Here is a 24,136-nt window from a genome sequence, read left to right as displayed (position 1 = left end):
GATTGATATTTAACATCATGAAATGCAGATCCTTTCACAAAATATTAGTTAGCTAAAAAAACTAGAGATATAAGAAATAATCGTTTTTCCACTTAATATTGCCATAATAATCACAACAAACCAGCCTGAAAAAGCTAAAAAAACAGGGTGTTTATAAGTGCCAACAATATCACTTCTGTAAGCAGCTAACAAAATTAATGCCAATGCAATCGGCAGTATTAAGCCATTTAATGTTCCCACAAAAACTAATACCGCAGCAGGTTTTCCCACAGTAACTAAAACAACAGTAGAAATCACAATAAAGGCAATAATCCAACGATTACGATTGCGTTCAATGGTTGGACAAAGGGTCGTTAAGAAAGAAACTGAAGTATAAGCCGCACCAATAACAGATGTGATAGACGCTGCCCAAATAACCACTCCAAATAACACTTGACCAAAATTACCTGCTACATATTCAAAAGGCGTTTCAGCTGGATTTTTAGGATTAAGAGCCACACCTTTTGACACCACGCCAAGCACCGCAAGAAATAATACAACACGCATTGTTGAAGCAATTAAAATGGCTGAAACAGAACTACGGCTCACTTCAGCCATTGCTTTTTCGCCTTGAATGCCCGCATCTAATAAACGATGCGCGCCTGCAAAAGTAATATAACCGCCTACGGTTCCCCCCACTAATGTAACAATAGCAATAGGATCAATTTGTTCTGGAATAAAGGAATGATAGGCTGCTTCAGCCACAGGTGGTTCAGTTTTAAACATGACATAAAATGTGAGCGCAACCATAATAAAACCCATTAATTGCGCAAAACGATCCATTAATAAGCCTGCTTCTTTACGCAAAAAAATCAAAATAGCAATAATACCACTAATCACTGCGCCCATTTCTGGTGCTATACCAAAAATAGAATTTAAACCAAGCCCCGCGCCGCCAACATTACCAATGTTAAAAGCCAGCCCGCCCATCACAATCAGCGCAGCAAGAAAATACCCTGCTTTCGGAAAAACCGCATTAGAAATATCTTGCGCGCGTTTACCAGACACAATAACAATTCGCCAAATATTAAGTTGAGCACCAATATCTAACAAAATTGATAATAAAATAACAAAGCCAAAACTCGCTAATAAAGTATTTGTAAAGGTTGCGGTTTGAGTTAAAAACCCAGGCCCTATGGCGGATGTCGCCATTAAGAAAGCCGCCCCTAAAACCGCATTTCGTCTGTGAGTAATTGATGCCATAAAGCACCTCCATTGTTAAGTTGATGTTATGTGTTTATTCGGCTTATGCCGTTATTTTGATATGATTTTTTTCTAATTCTTCCACAATGCGTTTAGCAAATTGTAAAGAATGTTGATTATCGCCGTGTAAGCAAATACTTTCTGCTTTTACAGGAACAAGGCTTCCATCAATGGCATTGACTTGCCCCTTTGTTACCATTTGTAACACTTGTTGAATGGCTTCCTTATCAGATTCCACCATTGCATTTGGTTGAGAACGAGGCACCAAACTCCCATCAGGCATATAATGTCGATCGGCAAAAACTTCAGAAATCGTTTGCAATTTTTCTTCCTCTGCGATGCGCAACATTAAACTGCCTGCTAACCCCATTAATTTCAAATTCGGATCAAATTGATAAACGGTTTGTGCAATTACACGCGCTATTTTTTCATCTTTTGCTGCTTGGTTATATAACGCACCATGAGGTTTAACATAACTAATTACCGCCCCCTCGCCATCACAAATCGCTTTTAATGCCCCCAATTGATAACGCAAATGTGCGATTAATTCCTGTGAAGACAACGCCATTGCCGTACGACCAAAATTTTCGCGATCAGGAAAACTAGGATGCGCGCCAATACGCACCTTATTTTCTTTCGCAAATTTGACCGCACTTTGCATTTCCTTTGCGCCCCCAGCGTGTAAGCCACAAGCAATATTTGCAGAAGAAAGCAACTGCAATAAACTTTCATCAAAAGGAAAACCCTCTGCAATATCTGCATTTAAATCAATTTTTTTCATCAACAATTCTCCTAATTTGATCAAGGTATATTTCATTTTTACGGCGTAATTTAGCAGCCTCTTGTAAGCTAACCGCTTCAAATTTAATCGTTGAACCTAAACGCACCTGTGCCAAAGCCCCAAGATCAGCATCAATCACATTAGCGATTTTAGGATAACCGCCTGTGGTTTGCGCATCAGCCATCAAAATAATAGGCTGACCACTTGGTGGAACTTGCACGCTACCAAACTGAATGGCGTGAGATAGCATTTCCAACGGCTGCTTTAATTCTAATGTCTGACCTTGAAAACGATAACCCATACGATCACTGTTAGTTTGTAACGTCCATTCATTTCGCCACCAATAATATTGGGATTTTCGTTTAAACGCCTGATATTCAGAAGATGGCAAAGCACGAATAACATCTCGAAGCGGAATCGGCGCAACACCAATTTCGCTACGCAAAATATGATCATTTGCCGTTTGTAATTGATCGCCTGCCTGCAAACAACGCCCCTCAATGCCCCCTATTTGCGCTCTCAAATCCGTGCTGCAAGAATTCAATGCTTGAGGCAAAACAAAACCGCCTTGAACACATAAATAACCATACATTCCAATTTTTGCACGTGCCATTTTTAATATTTGACCTGCTCGCGCTTGATAACGCCAATAAGCAAAAATGGGCTTATCATCTAACATCATTTCATAAAAAGCACCAGTCACACAAAAATTCATATCTTGCTGAAATTGCAATGTAATACCGCCTAAAGGCACTTCAATGGCAGGAACATTCTCTGCATTGCCCAATAAAATATTGCCCGCACGTAATGCTAATTTATCCATTGCCCCACAATGGCTAATGCCAAATCGGCGTAAACCAAAACGCCCTAAATCTTGAATGGTCGCACGGGATTTCACATCAAGAATATCAATCATAGTTCAATCCCCTCCACAATAAATTTCACAGTATCGCCAGCTTGTAATAAGGTTGGTTGCGCTTGATTTTTATCAAAAAGTGCTTGTTTAGTATAACCGATCAACTGCCACCCACCTGGCGAAGAAAAAGGATAAATCCCCGTTTGTGCGCCCCCAATACCAACAGAACCAGCAGGAACAACCGTTCTTGGCGTGGCACGACGCGGCGTGTGTAAATTTTCAGGTAAACCACCCAAATAAGGAAAACCCGCTTGGAAGCCAATCATATATACAGTATAAATAGGCTCACTGTGCATCTGAATAATCCGCTCTGGTGTTGTCTGATGAAATTTCGCTACATCAGATAAATCCTGACCTCGCTCTCCCCCATAAATAACAGGAATTTCAATATGACGCCCTTGAAAATCCGATACTTTCAACTCAGCCCAAAGTTGTTCTAAACGTTGCACAAGCGGCTTAAAATCTACGAAAAAATCGGTAAAAACCGTAAGATTATTCATTCCCAAGACAACTTCTACAATATCTTGTTCTGATTGCAATTGACGAGCAAACGCCCATAATTGGCGTTGTTGTTGAATGGAAGCTGGGGGTGGCAAAGAGCAAACCACCGCCGATTCACTGATCGGAACGATATTCATAAGATACCCTTTATATGATGTTATGTGATTTGTTATTTTTTTGTTACAGATCTCTTTTAAAGGATATTTATAGGTTTTGTCAAGTCTTTATTTTCATCTTTTTAATTCAATTTAAAAACATTACGCTTTAACCATAAAAAGGAAATTTAACACAAATTCATTTGGTTGAAACAATAATACCACCCATAAAAAAAGCGGCAAATGCCGCTTTTTAAGAGAGATAATCCAAACTTTACCACTGGTAACCAACACCAGCTGCAACGCCTGTTTTACCTTGGCTATTGGTTGTGCCTGACAAGCGAATAATCACTTTGCCATTATCGGAAATTCTTGATACCCCGATAGCTAAACCATTTTGACCTTGATAACTACTTCCCGCAATAGAAACCATTGATTTACCTGGCATAGAAGCTTGTGGTAACTGTGAAGCCGCTAATGCACTTGCTGTACCTGCATCTGCACGTTTGCCCACTTTATTCACTTTGCCTTCAAGATTATTCACTTGTCCAGCAAGGTTTGTTACCCCTTTTGCCACGGCATACAACTGGCTGCCGTTAATCGCATCGGTTGAAGTAGCGGAAATTTCACCTGCCGCGACGTTTTGGATACGTCTTTCTTCGCCGCTTGCGCCGACAGAAACCGCACCGTGCGCCGTTGCACCGGCAAAGCCGTTTACCGTACCCGTCGCGCCGGCACTTGTGGTATTACCCTTCGTACCATCAGATTTCAGATTTTTACCCTTATCTTTTGTCGCAGTTGAAGCATTACCGAGATAAACAGAATTTTCTACAGTTTCGCCTAAGGCTTGCGGCACGGTTACTTTCGTCTTCGTACCGTCTTTTCCAACCACTTCTTTTTCTTCGGTCAGTACATTGCCATTTGCATCACGTTTCGCATTAACACTATTACCCAACACAAAAGTGTTTTTAGAAGTAATACGGTTATCGTTACCGAAAGCGTAGCTGCCGTCGGCTTTATCTTCGATGTAGTTCGGATCGCCGAATGCACCAGATTTTTCCGCATTCACAACGTTGCCCGTACCAATCGCCAGCGTATTATCGCGCAAGGCTTTTGAGCCGTAGCCTAAGGCAATGGCATTATTGCCTACCGCATCAGCTCTTGCGCCGATTGCCGTCGCGTATTTGCCGCTTGCACTAGAGTCAAAGTCATTGCTTCGTTCCTCTCTGCGTTTGGCAGTGCCGTCGTTGGAGTGGAAGAACTTAATCCCTTGTTCATTCATATTGTAGATGGCTTCAACCACCGAATTGGTGATAACTTCTTTTCTGCCCTCCACATTATAAGTGGTCAATAATGGTTTACCGTCGTCGCCCACTACAACATTGTTATAGACTTTAGTCGTAGTCTTACCATCAACTTTATTTTCTACCGTCACATTAGTGATATTTGGTGTTTTATTGCCGGCCAATGCGAAAATCTGGCTGCCGTTTACCGCCTGTTTGCTGGTTGGCGAAATATCGCCATTAGCCACATTGTCAATCACGACACCTTTACCTTTCGATTGATTGTTCGGATCAAGGCTGACAACGTGTTTTTCATCGGTAGAAACTTTAGCTTCTTCGACCACCTGTGTTTTGTCCGTAGAACCATCAGATTTAACGTGATACCACTTACCATCGTTGTCTTTCACAACTTTTTTACCATTTGCATCCACGTTACCCAAAGTAACTTCTTTGGTCATATCAGCCGAACCATCATCTTTCGTGTAATACCATTTATCGCCATTTTTAACGATCTTCTTACCATTTGCATCGGTATTGTAGATTTGCGTTAAAGGCAATTCCACATCGGTTTTCACAAAGGTTGTAGTCACTTTATCGCCGTTTGCATCGGTGCTTTCCACCGTTGCCGCGCTCACTTTGGTATTTAAACCATTAGCAAAACGGACTTTATCGTGGGCATTTACAGTTTCCGCTTTAGTATCAGACAAGGCTTTTGTCTTATCATCAAACGCTGCTTTCGCATCAGCTTCACTTGCCAAACCAAGCTCAAAGCCTGATTTCGCAATCGCATCTGCCACTTGGTTACCTGTTACATAACCAGAACCTTTGTTGGTTAGGGTAACAGCGGTATCGCTGCCGTCAGCAGTAACGACTTTGCCATTTTTATCTTGATATTTCGCAGCAACTGTATTGCCAGCTGTCACTTTCGGCTGACCAGTTGTTAAGTCAATATCCTCTTTGCTGTAATACTTATCGCCAACTTTAACCAAGTCCGTTTCCGAACCATCGGCATTCTTAACGGTAAATTCATTCGATTTAACCACTTCGCCTTTAGCCAATTCAAAGGTAATTTCACGCGTACCGTCATCTAGTGTTTTACCAGAAACGCTAATACCATTACTACCTTTGAAATTAACCTTATCGGCATTTCTCACTTGGTCATTGTAGCTATCGCCTGCAGAAATCTGCCAGCCCAAGTTTTTCAAATCGCCCACAGTTGCCGCATTGCTTGATGTTGAATTTGCCAAGTCTGCCAATCCTGCCTTGCCTGGGTTAGCGACTTTAACAGAAGCTGTACCATCCGTTGGTGCGGCATTATTTGCCCCTACTTTATCTTTCGGATAATACTTACCATCATTTGCCAATGCCAATTCTTTACCATCTTCAGCTTTTGGAGCATCAAAGGTTTTCGCACCATTTGCAAGATTGCCTAAAGCCGTTGGCTTATTGCCTGCAGTTGGATTATTACCTACAGTAGGGCTTACCAAATTCACACTTAATTTACCAACTGCCTCATCACTCAATGGAGTAGCTGACGGCTCACCTTTGTCATCTAAAGTGTAGTATTTATCCCCCACTTTACTTACTGCTTTGCCATCTTCTGTCGTGTATTGAACAGGCAAACCTGTTAGATCTGTGCGGACATAAGTATTAGTAACTTTATTACCATCTTTATCCACATTTTCCACAACAGCCGCTTTCACTACGGTATTTTTACCATTTGCAAAACGCACATTGTCATTTGCATTAACACGCTCAAGCGTAACATCTGATAAGGCTTTGCCACCACCAGTAGTAGCAAAGGCAGAAACAGCTTGATCAGCATTCGCCAAGCCTAAATTCCAACCAGACTTCGCAATGGCTTCTGCCACCTGTTTACCTGTAACCACACCTTGATTTTGGTTAGTTAAAGTAACGGCAGCTCCCGAAGTATTACCATCAGCACCAACGGCAAAGACTTCCTTATTCACTGTTTTATATTTAGCCTGAACTTTCTTACCATCTTTCACTTTTGGCTGACCAGTTGCAGGATCAATATCTTCCTCACTGAAGTATTCATCGCCGATCTTCACAAGTTTTGTGTTATCTGGTGCGCGGAATTCATTGTCTTTCAAGACTTCGCCAACATTTACATCATACTTAACCGTGATGTTACCTTGAGCATCTTTACTTACAGTCGCAGTAGTTGTCTTACCGTTCTTGAAGTTCACACTTGTGCCTGATGTAACGGTTTGGGCGTTGTCTTTGGTTAATGCTGTTTCATTATTACCAACAGTTGTACCCTCGCCAGTGACTTTCCAACCAGCCTTATTCACTGCTTCAATCACAGTTTTTGCTGTAACTAAGCCTGTTCCAGTGTCCGCATCAGATGTAGCAGGAGTATTATTATCCTTGCCATCTTGACCTGTCACTAACTTACCGTCTTTTTCTTTAATAACAGAAGTTTTTGCACCGATTTTAACTTCAGCACCTTTACCATTTGCTTTTTGGCTTACGGTTACTATTGTTGTTTTACCATCATCTGTAAAATCCACAGTGTCGTAAGTCGAAACAAAATCAACATTATCAACTACACCACCCGCAGTAGTAGCTCCTCTGATATTCCAACCCGCACTCAACACATCTTTCACGCTTGCTGCAAGGTTATGATTTTGAACATCTACACCATTTTCAGCTTTTGTTGTTGTGCCTGTGATAGTGTCAGTTAAGGTTGAGCTAATACCTCGTAATTGAATATCAGCAGCACCTTTCGCCAACTTCAAGCTGCCATTATCGTTGGTAATATCAACCTTATTCGTACCAGAACCAATCGACAACTTATCACTAAAGGTCGCCGTTTTCGCTTCAAGATCTTTCGCCAAGTCAAAAGTAATTTCTTTACCACTACGTTTAACTTTCAGATTTTTACCCGCTTTAAAGGTTAAGGTATCGCCAGCTTTAAGTGCGTCATCCTTGCCGTCATCTGTCAGATTATCTTCATCAAGTGCAGTAGTTAAATTCTCTGTTTTCACAAAAGTCGCCGCACTGTTAATTGCTGTTGCAACATCTTTTACAGTTGCGACTTTCTTATCAGCGTCCTTATCAGTAGCATCTTTCACAGTTACTTTACCACGATTAGCTTTAGTTTCAGCACTTGCATCTTCAGCAGGAACTGCAGTATCCACTATATTAAATTCGCCTTTAGTTACAGCAGTACCACTATCACTAACAGTTAAAACATTATTAGTGCTTTTATCCACTTTTAGCTTAATGGTATCGCCATCTTTTTCAAGACCACTATTTGCTTTGGTTTCAGCCACATTCACAGTAATCGTATGTGTACCGTCTTTAGAGCTGGAAGTAACCGTTGCAGCACCAGATCCAGTAAAGAGAACTTCATCAGCTTGTTTAACTTTATAGCTAATAGGATCTATATTTGCCCCTGATTTACTAGACAATACCCAACCCAACTTACGTAAATCGCCTACGGTTGCCGCTGTGCTGTCAGCCACCAAGAGATTTTTATCTGCTCCTTTTTCATTCAGATTTAATAAACCGTCATAAGCACCATCAACCTGTCTGGTTAAATCAGTTGCAGAGTTACCTGCGGCATTGAAAGTCGGATTATTCTTATCTCCATAAGCATTCAAACCACTCTTAACATTGGTAATTTCTTTATTACCCGCTTTAATGCCATCTTTGGTTACGCTAATGGTGCTTGCAGTATCTGTCGCACCGTTAGCTGCTGGTGTGATGGTTAAGCCATCGCTGGTAATCTTAGTGGTCACACTATTTGTTGAACCATCTGACGCTTTATTCAACGTAATATCTTTCAAGCCAGTTAAGCTATCTTTCAGTGAATAAGTAAAGTCTTTTCCAGACTGTTTCACTTTCAAGTTATCGCCTGCTTTAAAGGTTACTTTGTCGCCCGCTTTGACTTCTTGGTCAGATTGATCTTCCGCCTCGCCAGTGCCGTCTTTGCCAGCCGTTGCAGTCCAGCTTAGTTTATTTAACGCATCAGCTAAACCACCTGCATTAACCAGTTTCTTCTTGTCGTCTTCAGCAACATCAGCCACTTTACCTTTCGGATTATTAGCGTTCTTACCATCATTCACAGTAAGTGTAACTGTATCTGCTACGATTTTATTATTCTCTAGCTTCAAGCCGTCAGCCACGCTTGCATTGTACTTAACGGTAATACCATTGGCATCTTTAGTGACTTCCGCAGTTGTACCGCTCCCATTAGCAAAGGTTACATTGGTGCCTGATGCAACAGTTGTGAAGTCGCCATTTTGACCATTAGCATCGGTTGTTTTAATTCTCCAACCAGCCTTGTTCACTGCTTCAATCACAGTCTCAGCAGTCACTAAGCCTTTGCCAGTATCGTTATCTGCTGCATCAGCTGTACCAGTAACAGCCCCCCTTTGACCTGTCACTAACTTACCGTCTTTTTCTTTGATAACAGAAGTCTTCGCACCGATTTTAACTTCGGTTTTCTTACCATTATCTTTACTCTCTACGGTAACCGTTGTGGTTTCTTCACTTCCGCTCAAAAACTCAACGGTGTCGTAAGTGCGAACAAAATCAACATTGCTAGAAGTTGTTTCATTAGGCTTGAAGCCTTTAATATTCCAACCCGCATTTAAGACATCTTGAACACTTGCAGCGCGTGCTTTTTCTTCATCTGTAATATTTTCTTTTGTTACAGATGCCGTACCGCCTGCATTTAACAACGTATCCTGCAAGGTTGAAGCAACACCATTTAAATGAACGTAAGCATCCTTACCTGCTTTACCCTCTTGTGCAAAATTCAAACCGCTCGCTGTGCTAGTGATATTCACTTTTGGCGTTTTATCTCCACCTGTAGCAGGTCTATTACCGCCAATCGTTAAAGTATCACTCACTTTCGCAGAGGTTACATCAAGGTCTTTCGCTAAAGCAAAGGTTACGTTACTACCGTCACGTTTAACTCTTAAGTTTTTACCTGCTTTTAAGGTTAAGGTGTCGCCTGCTTTGAGTGCGTCATTTTGACCATTATCGGTTTCATTATCGCCTATTTCGTCAGTAGTATTTTCCGCTTTCACGAAAGTTGCGGCGTCGTTAATCGCTTTAGCAACCTCAACCACTGTCGCGACTTTTTTCTTGTCTTCAGCAGTTGCTTGCGTAGCATCTGTAACACCGCTAACGGTTACTTTACCGCGGTTGGCATTTGCAGTTGCACCTTGACCTGCAGCAGGTGCAGCAGTATCTACGTCAGCAAAACCACCTTTCGTAACCTCAACGGTACCGTCGGTATTAACTTTTAATAAGTTATCATCGCCTTCTTTTGTGTTTAGCTTGATCGTGTTACCGTCTTTCTTCAATCCACTGTTTGCAGTAATTTCTGCCACATCAACGGTTACTACGTGTTTACCGCCGTCAGTTTTCGCTGACACGGTTGCAGAGCCTTTACCTTTAAACTCAACTTCATTGGCGTTTTTAACCGCTGCGTGGAATGCTTGATTTTCCTCAACACCATTACCATCAGCTTTCGTAGTTTTATCAGATGAAAGCACCCAGCCTAAGCCACGTAAGTCGCCTACGGTTGCCGCTGTGGTATCAGGAACTTTTGCATCTACACCATTTCCAGCCGCAGGTGTTACAGGGGTATCTAAATTAACCAAGCCCTCTTTGGCTTTATCAACTGTATTATTACCCGCTGGTTGAGCTCCGCCGTTTTGAGCATCTTTATAGGTTTTTAAAGCACTCGCAACATTGGTAATTTGTTGATTACCCGCTTTAATGCCATCTTTAGTTACGCTGATGATGTTTGCATTATCTGCACCCGCACCAGCTGCTGGCGTGATGGTTAAGCCGTCGCTGGTAATCTTAGTGGTTGCACCGTTTGTTGCACCATCTGACGCTTTATTCAACGTAATATCTTTCAAGCCAGTTAAGCTATCTTTCAGTGAATAAGTAAAGTCTTTTCCAGACTGTTTCACTTTTAAGTTGTCGCCAGCCTTAAAGGTTACTTTATCGCCCGCTTTGACTTCTTGCTCTGCTGGAGTTGCAGGCTCAACTTCGCCAGTGCCTTCTTTGTCAGCAGTTGCTGTCCAACTTAATTTATTTAACGCAGTTGCTAAACCCTCCGCATTAACAAGTTTCTTGCCATCGCCGTTATTTGCATCAGGGGCAGTTACCTTACCCTTTTCTACAGTAAGTGCGGTCGTATCTGCAGTGATTTTTTGGTCATCGCTAAGCTTCAAACCATCGCCAACATTTGCGTTGTATGTAACCGTAATTCCTTTTTGGTCATCTTTAGTTACAGTCGCAGTTGTACCATTACCACTAGCAAAGGTTACATTTGTGCCTGATGCAACAGTTTCAAAGTTGCCCTGACCAGCTTGACCATCAGCAGCAGTTGTTTTAATTCTCCAACCAGCCTCGTTCACTGCCTTGATAACAGTCTCAGCAGTCACTAAGCCTTTGCCCGCATCCGTATCATCAGTTGCAGGGTTGGCATTTGTAGCTTGATTTTTCTCTTTGTTATCTTTTCCAGTAAATAACTTACCGTCTTTTGCAGCAATAACAGAAGTCTTCGCACCGATTTTAACGTCAGCACCTCTGCCATTTTCTTTTTGGGTTACAGTTACCGTCGTTGTACCCTTACCATCATCTGTAAACTCCACAGTGTCGTAAGTCGCAACAAAATCAACATTATCAACCACGCCACCTACAGTCTTAGCACCTTTAATATTCCAACCCGCACGCAATACATCTTCAATACTTGCCGCGTGAGATTTTTCCGTGCTACCAAGACTTAAATCAACATGTGAGGACTTCGCTCCCGCACCCGGTTCAGTTAAAGTAGTTGCAATACCATTTAAATAAACTCTCGTATCAGGTGTACCACCTCCTGCTACAGGCGTTCCATTTTCTTTTGCAAAGGTTAAACCATTAGCTGTACTGGTCACATTGATTTTGCCGTTACCAGAACCAATTGATAATTTCTCGCTTACAGTCGCAGTTTTAACATCAAGGTCTTTCGCTAAAGCAAAGGTAACCTCTTTACCGTCACGTTTAACTTTTAAGTTTTTACCCGCTTTTAAGGTTAAGGTGTCGCCTGCTTTGAGAGCTTCGTCTGTAGTTTCATTTTCGCCTGCGGCACTATCTTCAATATCATCAGTTGTACTTCCCACTTTCACGAAAGTTGAAGCACTATTGATAGCATCTGCAACATCGCCAACAGTCGCCACTTTTTTCTTGTCAGCGTCGGTTGGTGCTGCATTTGCTGCTGTTGTATCAGAAGCTTTAACAACTACTTTACCGCGGTTAGCATCAGTAGCCTCAGTCTTAACATCTCCAAAGCTACCTTTAGTGACAGATACACCTTTTGTTGGATCAACAGTTAGTACATTGTCGGTATTTGTGCTATCCACTTTGAGCTTAATCTTGCTGCCATCTTTCTCAAGACCGTCGCCAAGCTCAGTTTCTTTCACGTTTACTGTTACTACATGTTTACCTGTTTGAGTATCAGTTTTCGCAGATACAGTTGCTACACCCTCTCCTTTGAACTCAACTTCATTGGCATTTTTAACCGCTGCGTGGAATGCAGCATCATTTACTCCACCATTATCGTCTTTCGTGGTTTTCTCAGCTGAAAGCACCCAGCCCAAGCCACGTAAGTCGCCTACGGTTGCCGCTGTGGTATCAGGAACTTTTGCATCTACACCATTTCCAGCTACTGCAGGTGTTGTAGGAGTATCTAAATTAACCAAGCCTTTCTTAGCTTCATCAACAGTGCCTGTTTGAGCTTGAGGTTGTCCGTTTGTATTAGCACCATAAGTGGTTAAAGCACTCTTAACATTGGTAATTTCTTTATTACCTGCCTTGATGCCTGATGTGGTTACACTAATGGTATTTGCATTATTTGCACCCGCACCAGCCGCTGGCGTGATGGTTAAGCCGTTTTTGTCGATGACGGTTTTTACATCATTATCTTTACCTAAAGTAATGCTCGTTAAGTCAGTTAAAGTATCTTTCAGTGAATAAGTAAAGTCTTTTCCAGACTGTTTCACTTTTAAGTTCTTACCTGCTTTAAAGGTTACTGTTTCGCCTGCTTTGACTTCTTGACCATTTGCAGGGTTGCTATTATCAGTCTCACCACCGTCTTCTGCTCCAGCTTTCGCTGTCCAACTTAGATCACCTAAAGCGGTCGCTAAATCACCCGCATTAACAAGTTTCTTGCTATCGCCATTAGTTGCATCAGGAGCTTTTACCTTGCCATTCTCAACAGTAAGTGCGGTCGTATCTGCTGCGATTTTATTGCCATCTAGTTTTAAGCCTTCACCAACATTTACATCGTACTTAACAGTGATATTACCTTGAGTGTCTTTACTTACGATAGCTGTAGTCGCATTACCATCAGCAAAGGTTACATTTGTGCCTGATGTGACAGTTTCAAAGCCGTCTTTACCTGCAGCAGGAGTTCCTGTTGTTTTCACTCTCCAACCAGCCTTGTTCACTGCTTCAATCACAGTTTTTGCTGTAACTAAGCCTTTGCCCTCGTCTGCATCTTCAGTTGCATCGGTCGCTGTACCAGTATTTGCATCTTTTAACTGTTTACCCGTGAGCAACTTACCATTATTGTCTTTGATAACAGAAGTCTTCGCACCGATTTTAACTTCAGCACCTTTCTTATTATCTTTTTGAGCTACCGTTACAGTTGTTGTTTCTCCATCACTAACAAAATCTACCGTATCGTAGGTTGCAACAAAATCAACACTTTCTACTTGATTGTTTGTAGACGTCGGTTTAACACCGCGAATATTCCAACCACTATTTAACACATCGCCAACAGTTGCTGCACGATTACGATGTGCCTCATTAACCTCTTTATCTAGATGCGTTGTATTTCCACCTACACGATGATCATCTAAAGTCGAAGCGATATTAGTCAAGTGAACCATAGTATCGCCATTAGCACCCGCAGGCTCTTTAGCGAATTTCAAGCCGTCAGCCGTACTAGTCACACTCACTTTCGGTGTTGTAGCACCAGCCGTTGTAGCACCACCAATAGATAACTTGTTACTAAAAGTCGCATTCTCCGTAGTAATATCTTTCGCTAAAGCAAAGGTTACATCTTTACCCTCACGTTTAACTTTTAAGTTTTTACCCGCTTTTAAGGTTAAGGTGTCGCCTGCTTTGAGAGCTTGGTCTTTAGTGTCATCTCCGTTTACTGCATCATCTTCAATATCATCAGTTGTACTTCCCACTTTCACGAAAGTTGCTGCGTCGTTAATTGCTTTAGCTACATCAACCACTGTCGCGACTTTTTTCTTGTCAGCTTCGCTTGGTTGTCCGCCATTTGTTACACCGCTCACAACCACTTTACCGCGATTTGCATCAGGAGTTGCACCTTGAGCTGTAGCAGTTGCTTCAGTTTTAACTTCATCAAAGCTACCTTTAGTGACAGATACACCTTTTGTTGGATCAACAGTTAGTACATTGTCGGTATTTGTGCTATCCACTTTGAGCTTAATCTTGCCGTTTTCTTTTTCAAGACCGTCGCCAAGCTCAGCTTCTTTCACGTTTACTGTTACTATGTGTTTACCATCTGTAGTTTTCGCAGACACAGTTGCAGAGCCTGTTCCAACAAACTCAACTTCATTGGCGTTTTTAACCGCTGCGTGGAACTCGGTATCAGTTGCACCGTTATCACTTGTAGTTTTCTTAGCTGAAAGCACCCAGCCTAAGCCCGCTAAGTCGCCTACAGTAGCAGCTTTTTTAGCTAGGTCGTCATTTGCTGTAGCAGCACCGCCAACTGTAGGTTTAAGAGCATCTAAATTAACCAAGTCTTTCTTGGCGTAATTAACTGTATTAGCTGTAGGGTTTTGGTTATTTCCATAAGTTGTTAAACCACTCTTAACATTGGTAATTTCTTTATTACCCGCTTTAATACCATCTTTGGTTACGCTGATGGTGTTTGCATTATCTGCACCCGCATTCGCTGGCGTGATGGTTAAGCCGTTTTTGTCGATTACGGTTTTTACATCATTATCTTTACCTAAAGTAACGCTCGTTAAGCCTGTTAAAGTATCTTTCAGTGAATAAGTAAAGTTCTTATTTTCCTGTTTGATTTTTAGATTATTGCCAGCTTTGAAAGTCACTGTATCGCCTGCAGAAACACTTTCTTCTTTTGGAGTTGCAGGATCAACTTCGCCAGTGCCTTCTTTGCCAGCAATAGCTTTCCAAGCCCCCCCCGCATTTCCGCCAGTTTGTGGTTGTGTTTGGGCTGTAATGGTAACGATGTGTTTACCGTCTTTATTTTCAGTTTTTACAGTAACACCCTCGCCTTTAAATTCTACTTCTTCGCCGCTTTTTACGGTTCCAATGGTTCCATCAGTGGCTTTAAGTCTCCAACCTAATTCATTTAAAGCTGCTTTTAAACCGCCTGCATTAACAAGTTTTTTGCTGTCATCATCAGGGGAGGTTACTTTGCCGTCATTAACGGTAAGATTAATGGTGTCGGCAGTGAGTTTATTATCTCCATCAATTTTTAATCCGTCGCCAGTTTTTACTTTAAATTTAGCTAAACGTCCATCTTGTTCGAGCTCAATCCCGCCGTTTTCTTTAAGGTAAAGGAAACTACTAGAGTACGTAGGAAGCGTATATCCACTATTAGTCGTCTCTACAGAAATATTATACTTAGTTCTTTCTTCATCATTTTCAAAGCTATTATTTTTTAAAGTTTCATTTTTTATCTCGCCGTTTTCATCTAAAACAGCAAGACCGAATTGATAATTATCCGTAGTTTCAAACTCTGCTGTAGGATCTGGATTTTTTGGGTCAAACCCATTACTTGGCGGACCGTCTTCCGACTCACCGCCACTCGCCTGAACCGTTGCAGACAACAGCGTCGCCAATACGGCGGTTGCCACGGTTGCGGAGGCGCGTTTGGTGTGGGCGCGAGTGAGTTCAGACACCACAACCCAAGTTTGAGTGGTGGCATTCCAGATAATTTTAAAAATCTTGTTCATAATTCTTTACCTTAAATCAATAAATTAAGTAACTTGGTTTACTTTCCTTAATAAATGGTGACTATTATATCCATTATTGAAATGAATAAGAAGTGGTATTTTGTAAAAGTTTGACCCCTCAAAAAAAAAAAAAAAAAAAAATAGAAAGTTTAATAAAAACAAGTGGTTATTGAAAAACGCGTGGGATTGCGTTCACATTACGTATAAATTTATGATGGGGGAATGGAAAAACGCGTGGGTTCACACCCACCCTACGTTTGTCATTTGATTTTCTTTAAAATTGTAGGGTGGGCGTAAGCCCACGTGGGAAATATAGGAAAATAAATTGTAGGGTGGGCGTAAGCCCACGCGGGAAATATAGGAAAATAAATTGTAGAATACCGCGTGGGCTTACGCCCACCCTACAAATCCTGTTAAAAAACACGTGGGCTTACGCCCACCCTATGGTTGCTACGATTAGTTTATCCTGCCATTTTTTATTGAAGAATTTCGCCGATTATGCTGCGTGTGGTTTCTTTCACTTCTGTGAGTTTCACTTTTACCATGTCGCCGATTTTATAAGTGCGTTCGCCTTTGATATAAAGGGCGAGTTCATCGGGGTTTAGTTGTATTTCTTCTTTGTTGTTGTGCAGGCTGGCGGCGGGGATGAATAACGATGCACCATTTTCGAGTAGTTGTACGCGTAAGCCTGCCCGCATTACATCTTGCACTTCTGCATTAAATTCCGCATTTTCAGCCACTTTCGGTGCAAGATAACGGCAATATAGCCAATCGGCAATATCACGTTCGACGAGGCGATTTTGGCGGCGGGCTTCTTGCAAACGTGCCAATACATCATTTTGTGGTTTTTCGCAAGGCTGTTGTGCCAGCACGGCTTTGATTAAGCGATGATTAACCATATCAGAATATTTACGAATTGGGGATGTCCAAGTGGCGTACCCCTCTAGCCCCAGTCCGAAGTGCGGTGCTAATTCTGATTTAAATTCGGCGAAAGTTAAATAACGGCGTAGGCGTAGGGCTACATAATCGCTTTCTAGATGGTCGATATCGTGACGCATTTGGCAATAGCCCTTTAATGTTGCCAGATTTTCTACGGAATAACGTTCTGCCAGCTCTGTGTTATTTTGTTCATTGGCTAAATTTGCCATTAAGAAATGATGTGCATTTTCTAAGTATTTTTTATCAAAACCGCTGTGAGTGTTGAAAATGCCTGTTTTTGCGTTTTCGTGTAAAAATTGGGCAGCACAGATGTTGGCGATAATCATTGCTTCTTCCACAATTTGATTGGCTATGCGGCGATATTCGGCTTTGATTTCTTGCACTTTGCCGTTTTCTGCCAGCACAAAGGCGTAATCAGGTTTTTCTTTAAAGAGTAAGGAATGGTTTTTTCGCCATTGAATACGGGCTTTGGTAAATTGATATAGCCAATGAATTTGTTGTGCAATTTCTGGCGTTTCTGGTTGCCACACGTTTTGGGTTTGTTCTAAGTAATCTGAGACGTTGTTGTAAGCCAGTTTTGCTTTAGATTGCACATAAGCGGAAACAAAATGCGGTTTGGCTGTGATGTTGCCTGCAAGATCGGTTTCGATATAACAAACGAGTGCGGGGCGGGTTTCATTGGCGATTAAAGAGCATAATTCATCGGATAATTCACGGGGTAACATTGGAATGTTAAAGCCCGGTAAATAATTTGTGAAGCAACGCTGTTTGGCTTCTTGTTCAATTTGGCAATCTAAGGCGATATAAGCGGTTGGGTCAGCAATGGCGACCACGAGTTTCCAACCTGTTTGTTCGTTGTTTTGTGTGATGGGTTCGATATATAAGGCGTCGTCCATATCCATTGTGCTTTCGGAATCAATGGTTACAAAATGAAGTGCGGTCAGATTTTCACGTGTTTTTTGATCTAACATTTCATAATGTTCTACGCCTTGCACGGGATAGCGAGATTGTTCGTGACGTGCCAATGTAACCCACCAAGGGGCAAATTCGTCATCAGCTCGGCAAATAAATTGATTAATGGTGGCGTAGAAAAAGCGATCGTCACGCAATGGATGGGTTTTTAAATGTGCGACGACCCAGTCGCCCTCTTGCAGTGCTTCTTTTACTGATTTGGCTTGTTGTGCGCCGATTGGCTGATTGATGCTTGGGTGATCGACCAGCACTTGTAATTTGTTGTCTTTATTGAACCGCACTTTTGCGATAAAACGTGTGAGCATTGGCTCAATTAAGGCTTCTGGCTCGGCTTGTTCTTTGTCGCCTTGTTTTTCAATGGTGGCTTTGATTTTGTCGCCGTGCATCACTTTTTTCATTGATGGCGGTGCGATGAAATAGTTTTTTTTATCGCACTCTAAAAAGCCGTAGGCTTTATCTGTGCTTTTTACCACACCCTCAACCTGTTCTTTGCTGTCGTGGATTTGTTGTTTAAGTTGTGCGAGTAAAGGATTATCTTGAAACATAGTTATTTTGAAACATCGTTATATTTTAAAAAAGAGAAAAGGCAGACTGAAAAGCCTGCCTAAAAAGAATGGAAGAAAACTTATTCTTCGCCTAATTCGCTCATTGCAGTGATGCTGAAACCTGCATCAACGTGAACGATTTCGCCTGTAATGCCAGAGGCTAAGTCAGAACATAAAAATGCCGCTGAGTTACCCACATCTTCGATAGTCACAGTGCGACGTAATGCAGCGGTTTTCTCAAAGGTGGAAAGCATTTTTTTGAAGTTTTTAATGCCTGATGCCGCTAAAGTGCGGATTGGGCCTGCTGAAATAGCGTTTACGCGAATGCCCTCTTTGCCTAGATCTGCTGCCATTACGCGGGTTGCGGCTTCAAGAGAGGCTTTTGCTAGACACATAACGTTGTAGTTAGGAATTGCACGTTCTGCACCTAAGTAAGACAACGTTAATAATGCAGCATTTGGATTTAAGTAAGGACGTGCCGCTTGTGCCATTGCAACGAAGCTGTATGCGCTAATATCATGAGCGATACGATAGCCTTCACGAGTTGCCGCATTTACGTAATCGCCGTCTAGTTGATCGCTTGGTGCAAAGGCAATGGCGTGAACAAAGCCGTCAAATTTTTCCCAGCGTTTGCTTAATTCTGCAAAGCAATTTTGGATGCTTTCATCAGTTGCTACATCTAAAGGAAGCACGATGTCAGAGCCAAATTCTTTGGCAAATTCTTCTACGCGTGGTTGTAATTTATCGTTTAAATAAGTGAAAGCAAGTTCTGCACCTTGTTCTTTCATTGATTTTGCGATCCCGTAAGCGATGGAACGATTGCTTGCAAGACCGGTGACTAAAATGCGTTTACCTGTTAAGAAACCCATAATTTTTCCTATGTTGTTAGCGTAAAAAACTTGCGTAGTATAAGCGAAAATTTGTTTTTGTACAAAGCCGACCAATTTTTTTAAAATGGGATTAACCGCGTGGGCTTACGCCCACCCTACAATGGAAATGTTATGATAACCATTAAATTTTCCTTAAATTTGTAAAACCGTAGGGGGCGTAAGCCCACTCGGTGTTCCATTATAAATTTGTAAAATTGTGGTGTTCTATATAAGGTGTTTTTGCAAAACACGCTATTTTCAAGGATAATACGCCGATTTTTTAATACAATTTGAATGAATAAGAGAAAATTATGGCTTATCCTCAAGAAGTGAATAAACGTCGCACTTTTGCGATTATTTCCCACCCTGATGCGGGTAAAACAACGATTACTGAAAAAGTACTTTTATACGGCAATGCGATTCAAACAGCAGGTTCTGTAAAAGGCAAAGGCTCGGCGGCTCACGCAAAATCTGACTGGATGGAAATGGAAAAACAACGTGGAATTTCGATTACCACTTCTGTGATGCAATTTCCTTATAATGATTGTTTAGTGAATTTGCTCGATACCCCCGGACACGAAGATTTCTCTGAAGATACTTACCGCACTTTAACCGCTGTGGATAGCTGTTTGATGGTTATTGACTCTGCCAAAGGGGTGGAGGAACGTACGATTAAGTTGATGGAAGTCACACGTTTACGTGATACGCCAATTATCACGTTTATGAATAAACTCGACCGTGATATTCGTGATCCGATGGAATTGTTGGACGAGGTGGAAAATGTGTTGAAAATTCGTTGTGCGCCAATTACTTGGCCAATTGGCTGTGGGAAATTGTTTAAGGGTGTTTATCATCTTGCAAAAGATGAAACCTATCTTTATCAATCTGGTCAAGGCTCAACTATTCAAGAAGTTCGTGTTGTTAAAGGTTTAAATAGCCCTGAATTAGATGCCGCGGTTGGCGATGATTTAGCACAACAGCTTCGTGACGAATTGGAATTGGTGCAAGGCGCAAGTAATGAATTTGAGCAAGATGCCTTTATTAAAGGGGAACTTACACCAGTATTTTTCGGGACGGCATTAGGCAATTTTGGAGTGGATCATTTTCTTGATGGCTTAACGCAATGGGCTCCGAAGCCGCAATCTCGTCAAGCGGATACAAGAACGGTGGAAAGTGCGGAAGAAAAATTCAGTGGTTTTGTGTTTAAAATTCAAGCCAATATGGATCCGAAACACCGTGACAGAGTGGCGTTTATGCGTGTTGTTTCGGGCAAATACGAAAAAGGAATGAAACTTAAACACGTCCGTATTGGAAAAGATGTGGTTATTTCTGATGCGCTGACTTTTATGGCGGGCGATCGCGCTCACGCTGAAGAAGCTTACGCAGGCGATATTATTGGTTTGCATAATCACGGTACCATTCAAATTGGCGATACTTTTACGCAAGGCGAAATGCTGAAATTTACAGGCATTCCAAACTTTGCGCCAGAGTTATTCCGTCGCATTCGTTTGAAAGATCCTCTTAAACAAAAACAACTGTTAAAAGGCTTGGTGCAACTTTCTGAAGAAGGTGCAGTGCAAGTGTTTCGTCCATTATTAAACAACGATTTAATTGTGGGTGCTGTGGGTGTGTTGCAGTTTGATGTGGTGGTTTCTCGTCTAAAAACTGAATATAACGTGGAAGCAATTTATGAAAATGTGAACGTTTCCACGGCTCGTTGGGTAGAATGCACCGATGGGAAAAAATTTGAAGAATTTAAACGTAAAAACGAGCAAAATCTAGCCTTAGATGGCGGCGATAATTTAACCTATATTGCGCCAACAATGGTAAATCTAAATTTAGCCCAAGAACGTTATCCCGATGTAGCGTTTTATAAAACGCGGGAGCATTAAAATAACAAAGTGCGGTAAAATTCTACCGCACTTTTCCAGAAAAAAAGCGTTGAAATTTAATTCAACGCTTTTCTTTTATTTAGAGAGGTTTTCTTGTTTTAATCGCCAAAGTTGATAAATATTTACCACAACTAAAAACGCATTTAATACTGCAACGGGATATGCTGTGATAATTAAGCTGTAAATAACAAATAAAATCGCGCCGATACTATTTACAATGCGTAAATGCACAATAGATTTAAATAAGAAAGATGCAGCAACAAAAAAAGTCGCCATATAACCTAAAAACTCAATAAAATTAAAGTCCATTATGTTGTTCTCTTTGATTAAAAATAAAAACATTGGCTATGATAAAAGATTTTTAATGCAAGGAAAAGATAAGAAAAAGAAGCAACCGTTTGCAAGGGAAAATTATATAAAAATAAGTTGAACAAGAGCCATATAGAAAAGTGTGCCTATGGCAATAGATAGAAACATATTTTTCTTCCAGAAATGTAAGCCAAGCACGACTATCCCTGCAAGCAAATCAGGAATACCGTGATAGCCAGTTAAAATATCAATATTTTTATAACAATAAACGACAAGCATACCAAACATTGCTGGAGGTAAAACTTTTCCGAGATAACGGATATATTGTGGAATGGGGCGATTAACAGGAAACACAAAAAATGGTAATAAACGTGTAAATTGTACCGCTACTATACAAATTCCTATGGTAATAATTTGTTCTGTTAGTGTCATTTTGTTTCTAATTTAGCTATTCGCATAGTTAAAATTAACCAAATGCTAATTAATGTTGGAATTAAAAAATATTCTTTTCCTATAATAAGTAAAAAAACTAATGCGATGCCTAAACCTAATAGAGAGCTTTCGTGGGATTTTTCTTTTAGCCAATTTTCTGCAAAAATAACTAAGAATAGTGCTGTCATTGAAAATTCCACGCCTTTTAAATTAAAAGGTAAAACAGTGCCAAATAAGTTACCCATTGCTGTACCAAGCACCCAATAAATATGCAAATATAAGCTCACAAAAAACATATACCAGCCTTTATCTAAGTGCGGTGGGATTTTTGCCATATAATTTAAGGAAAAAGATTCATCTACCAGTGTTGTGATTAAATACCAGCGTTTTTTTCCTATATGTATGCCATATTTTTCTAACATTGATATGCCATAAAAAATTTGTCTGGCACTAATCATTAAGGTAATTAATAATACGCTGATTGGAGAGAAAGGTGCGATAAGTGCGCCTGCCGCAATAAATTCAACAGAACCCGCATAAATCAGTAAAGCCATCAAAGTAGGATACAAAAATCCGAAACCAAGTGCTTTCATATAAATACCGTATGCTATGCCAAGAAATAAAAATCCTGCAATCATTGGTACGCTATAGGGAAAAGCAGCCTTAGCCGCTTCAGTAATTGGGTTAGGCTGTTGATTTTGTTGAAATAAATCCATTAATTACGTCTATAAATTTAAAACAGAAAGTCCAGGTAAAGTTGAGAAACTTTGAGATTTGACTGTTTGATAAAAATCTTCTAAATAAGAAAGGGATTCGTCTTCTTTGCGAATCGCGGCATATAAATTGCTGTATAAGCCACTTTTTGTGATTTTTCTTGCTACGACATAACCTTTTTCCAAATAAGGCAAGGCAGCCCAATAAGGCACTGTGGCAATACCGCGTTTGCTCGCAACAAGTTGAATCATTGCAATAGTAAGTTCTGTTGTACGGCGAGTAGGATTAATGCCTTTTGGTTTAAGCACTTTACGCCATAGATCTAACATATCGTCAGGTACGGGGTAAGTTACCCAAGTTTCATCAATAAAATCTTCCGCTTCCCAAATGTCTTTTTCTGCTAAAGAATGATTTTTTGAGCAAATTCCAACCATTTCATAAGAAAAGAGCGGTTTAAAAATAACATCATCATTATGCTCTATTTCTGATACTATCGCCCAATCTGCTCGATGGGAAAGTAATAAACCAACGGGATCCGTATGAAAGCCAGATACAATATCCAATTCTACTAGCCCCCAATGCTGACGGAATTCGTCCATCGCTGGCATTAACCAATCAAAACAAGTATGGCATTCCACCGCTATACGTAACTGTCCTGCATCGCCATGTTTTACCCGTGCAAGATCACGTTCAGCATCAATCACTTTCGGCATTACTTCATTCGCAAGACGAATTAAACGCTCTCCCGCTGAAGTAAAACGAAGTGGATTACTTTTACGCTCAAATAAAGGTAAACCAAACTGTTCTTCTATTAATTTAATTTGATGAGAAAGTGCTGATTGGGTTAGATATACGCGCTTTGCAGCTAGAGAAACACTGCCTGTCTCTTTTAAAGCCAGTAAAGTTTTAAGATGTCTAAATTCTAGAAAGGTTGGTTTCATTAATAATATTCATATAAAATTAAAATTTAGGGAATCAGTATAATACCTTAAAATTAGAAATATGCTAATTAATAAAATTAATTATTTGGATAATTATTTTAGTTAAAATATAAAACCCCAGTTATTCAACTGGGGTTCTTCTGTTTTTATGTAATTTAGATTTGTATTTGATAACTCGGCGGTGCCCTACTCTCACATGGGGAAACCCCACACTACCATCGGCATTACAGCGTTTCACTTCTGAGTTCGGTATGGTGTCAGGTGGTTCCACCGCACTATCGCCGCCGGGATAATTCTTTGATAACTTACTCTTTGTTTCTTATCTTTTACTACTTCACTTTTTTCGTTTTTCGTTTCTCTTCTTCTTATCGGCAACAAGCTGAACGTTTAGTTAATTTCTTTTTCTTTCACTCTGTTTTCCAAAAACACTTGAGCGTTGTATAGTTAAGCCTCTCGGGCAATTAGTATCTGTTAGCTCAATGACTCACATCACTTACACACCAGACCTATCTACGTCTTCGTCTTAAACAACCCTTACTGTCTTAAAGACAGGGAGAACTCATCTCTTGGCAAGTTTCGTACTTAGATGCTTTCAGCACTTATCTCTTCCGCACTTAGCTACCCGGCAATGCGTCTGGCGACACAACCGGAACACCAGTGGTGCGTCCACTCCGGTCCTCTCGTACTAGGAGCAGCCCCAACCAATTC

Annotated in this window: 12 protein-coding genes and 2 rRNA genes; 1 reads left to right on the top strand and 13 read right to left on the bottom strand. The window is 40.9% G+C overall.

Features of this window, described 5'->3' with window-relative positions; all coding sequences use genetic code 11:
- Positions 1-48: 48 nt before the first annotated feature.
- The 7 genes from DV424_RS08540 to DV424_RS08510 all read right to left on the bottom strand — a co-directional run bounded on the left by DV424_RS08540 (position 49) and on the right by DV424_RS08510 (position 19,140).
- Positions 49-1,242 carry an NRAMP family divalent metal transporter gene (locus DV424_RS08540; RefSeq protein ID WP_118859717.1) on the bottom strand — a complete coding sequence of 398 codons (1,194 nt, stop codon included), beginning with the start codon at positions 1,240-1,242 and terminating at the stop codon, positions 49-51.
- 43 nt (positions 1,243-1,285) lie between these two features.
- Positions 1,286-2,023, bottom strand: coding sequence for a 5-oxoprolinase subunit PxpA (gene pxpA / locus DV424_RS08535; RefSeq protein ID WP_005688057.1), 738 nt, complete (start codon positions 2,021-2,023; stop codon positions 1,286-1,288).
- Positions 2,010-2,939, bottom strand: coding sequence for a 5-oxoprolinase subunit C family protein (locus DV424_RS08530; protein WP_118859716.1), 930 nt, complete (start codon positions 2,937-2,939; stop codon positions 2,010-2,012). Before DV424_RS08530 ends, pxpA begins: the two co-directional genes overlap by 14 nt.
- Positions 2,936-3,577, bottom strand: coding sequence for a 5-oxoprolinase subunit PxpB (gene pxpB / locus DV424_RS08525; RefSeq protein WP_005694217.1), 642 nt, complete (start codon positions 3,575-3,577; stop codon positions 2,936-2,938). The genes DV424_RS08530 and pxpB overlap by 4 nt, the downstream gene beginning before the upstream one ends.
- Before the next feature lie 232 nt (positions 3,578-3,809).
- Entirely contained in the window at positions 3,810-15,815 is a 12,006-nt protein-coding gene (locus tag DV424_RS08520; RefSeq protein WP_118859723.1) for a Hia/Hsf adhesin N-terminal domain-containing protein, read from the bottom strand.
- Positions 15,816-16,291: 476 nt separating this feature from the next.
- A complete protein-coding gene (gene rnb, locus DV424_RS08515) occupies positions 16,292-18,271 on the bottom strand; it encodes an exoribonuclease II (protein WP_118859715.1) in 1,980 nt (659 codons plus the stop codon).
- 80 nt (positions 18,272-18,351) lie between these two features.
- Positions 18,352-19,140: an enoyl-ACP reductase FabI gene (locus DV424_RS08510; protein WP_118859714.1), complete on the bottom strand. Its 789-nt coding sequence runs from the start codon at positions 19,138-19,140 to the stop codon at positions 18,352-18,354.
- A 311-nt stretch (positions 19,141-19,451) separates the two neighbouring features.
- Between DV424_RS08510 and prfC the strand changes: the two genes are divergently transcribed.
- Positions 19,452-21,032 carry a peptide chain release factor 3 gene (gene prfC / locus DV424_RS08505; protein ID WP_050847486.1) on the top strand — a complete coding sequence of 527 codons (1,581 nt, stop codon included), beginning with the start codon at positions 19,452-19,454 and terminating at the stop codon, positions 21,030-21,032.
- Positions 21,033-21,107: 75 nt separating this feature from the next.
- Here the strand turns inward: prfC and DV424_RS08500 are convergent, their stop codons facing one another.
- The 6 genes from DV424_RS08500 to DV424_RS08475 all read right to left on the bottom strand — a co-directional run.
- On the bottom strand, positions 21,108-21,341 hold the full coding sequence (locus DV424_RS08500) for a YgjV family protein (RefSeq protein WP_050949449.1): 234 nt from the start codon (positions 21,339-21,341) through the stop codon (positions 21,108-21,110).
- A gap of 102 nt (positions 21,342-21,443) precedes the next feature.
- The gene (locus DV424_RS08495; RefSeq protein ID WP_105876202.1) at positions 21,444-21,773 is read right to left on the bottom strand and encodes a branched-chain amino acid transporter permease; all 330 of its coding nucleotides are present in this window, start codon (positions 21,771-21,773) and stop codon (positions 21,444-21,446) included.
- Positions 21,770-22,489 (bottom strand): azaleucine resistance protein AzlC, encoded by a 720-nt coding sequence (azlC, locus tag DV424_RS08490; RefSeq protein ID WP_118859713.1) that lies wholly within the window; start codon positions 22,487-22,489, stop codon positions 21,770-21,772. The genes DV424_RS08495 and azlC overlap by 4 nt, the downstream gene beginning before the upstream one ends.
- Positions 22,490-22,498: 9 nt before the next feature.
- On the bottom strand, positions 22,499-23,428 hold the full coding sequence (locus tag DV424_RS08485; RefSeq protein ID WP_105878982.1) for a LysR family transcriptional regulator: 930 nt from the start codon (positions 23,426-23,428) through the stop codon (positions 22,499-22,501).
- 173 nt (positions 23,429-23,601) lie between these two features.
- Positions 23,602-23,717 (bottom strand): 5S ribosomal RNA (gene rrf / locus DV424_RS08480).
- Positions 23,718-23,868: 151 nt separating this feature from the next.
- Positions 23,869-24,136, bottom strand: a 23S ribosomal RNA gene (locus DV424_RS08475); the annotation flags it as partial.

The sequence above is a fragment of the Haemophilus haemolyticus genome, assembly GCF_003493605.1.
Lineage (GTDB): Bacteria > Pseudomonadota > Gammaproteobacteria > Enterobacterales > Pasteurellaceae > Haemophilus > Haemophilus haemolyticus_J.
The sequence above is the reverse complement of the archived record's forward strand: the minus strand, read 5'-3'. Positions and strand labels throughout refer to the sequence as shown.

Coding starts and splice junctions, on each gene's coding strand:
- DV424_RS08540 (WP_118859717.1), bottom strand. CDS start 1,242: ATGGCATCAATTACTCACAGACGAAATGCGGTTTTAGGGGCGGCTTTC.
- pxpA (WP_005688057.1), bottom strand. CDS start 2,023: ATGAAAAAAATTGATTTAAATGCAGATATTGCAGAGGGTTTTCCTTTT.
- DV424_RS08530 (WP_118859716.1), bottom strand. CDS start 2,939: ATGATTGATATTCTTGATGTGAAATCCCGTGCGACCATTCAAGATTTA.
- pxpB (WP_005694217.1), bottom strand. CDS start 3,577: ATGAATATCGTTCCGATCAGTGAATCGGCGGTGGTTTGCTCTTTGCCA.
- DV424_RS08520 (WP_118859723.1), bottom strand. CDS start 15,815: ATGAACAAGATTTTTAAAATTATCTGGAATGCCACCACTCAAACTTGG.
- rnb (WP_118859715.1), bottom strand. CDS start 18,271: ATGTTTCAAGATAATCCTTTACTCGCACAACTTAAACAACAAATCCAC.
- DV424_RS08510 (WP_118859714.1), bottom strand. CDS start 19,140: ATGGGTTTCTTAACAGGTAAACGCATTTTAGTCACCGGTCTTGCAAGC.
- prfC (WP_050847486.1), top strand. CDS start 19,452: ATGGCTTATCCTCAAGAAGTGAATAAACGTCGCACTTTTGCGATTATT.
- DV424_RS08500 (WP_050949449.1), bottom strand. CDS start 21,341: ATGGACTTTAATTTTATTGAGTTTTTAGGTTATATGGCGACTTTTTTT.
- DV424_RS08495 (WP_105876202.1), bottom strand. CDS start 21,773: ATGACACTAACAGAACAAATTATTACCATAGGAATTTGTATAGTAGCG.
- azlC (WP_118859713.1), bottom strand. CDS start 22,489: ATGGATTTATTTCAACAAAATCAACAGCCTAACCCAATTACTGAAGCG.
- DV424_RS08485 (WP_105878982.1), bottom strand. CDS start 23,428: ATGAAACCAACCTTTCTAGAATTTAGACATCTTAAAACTTTACTGGCT.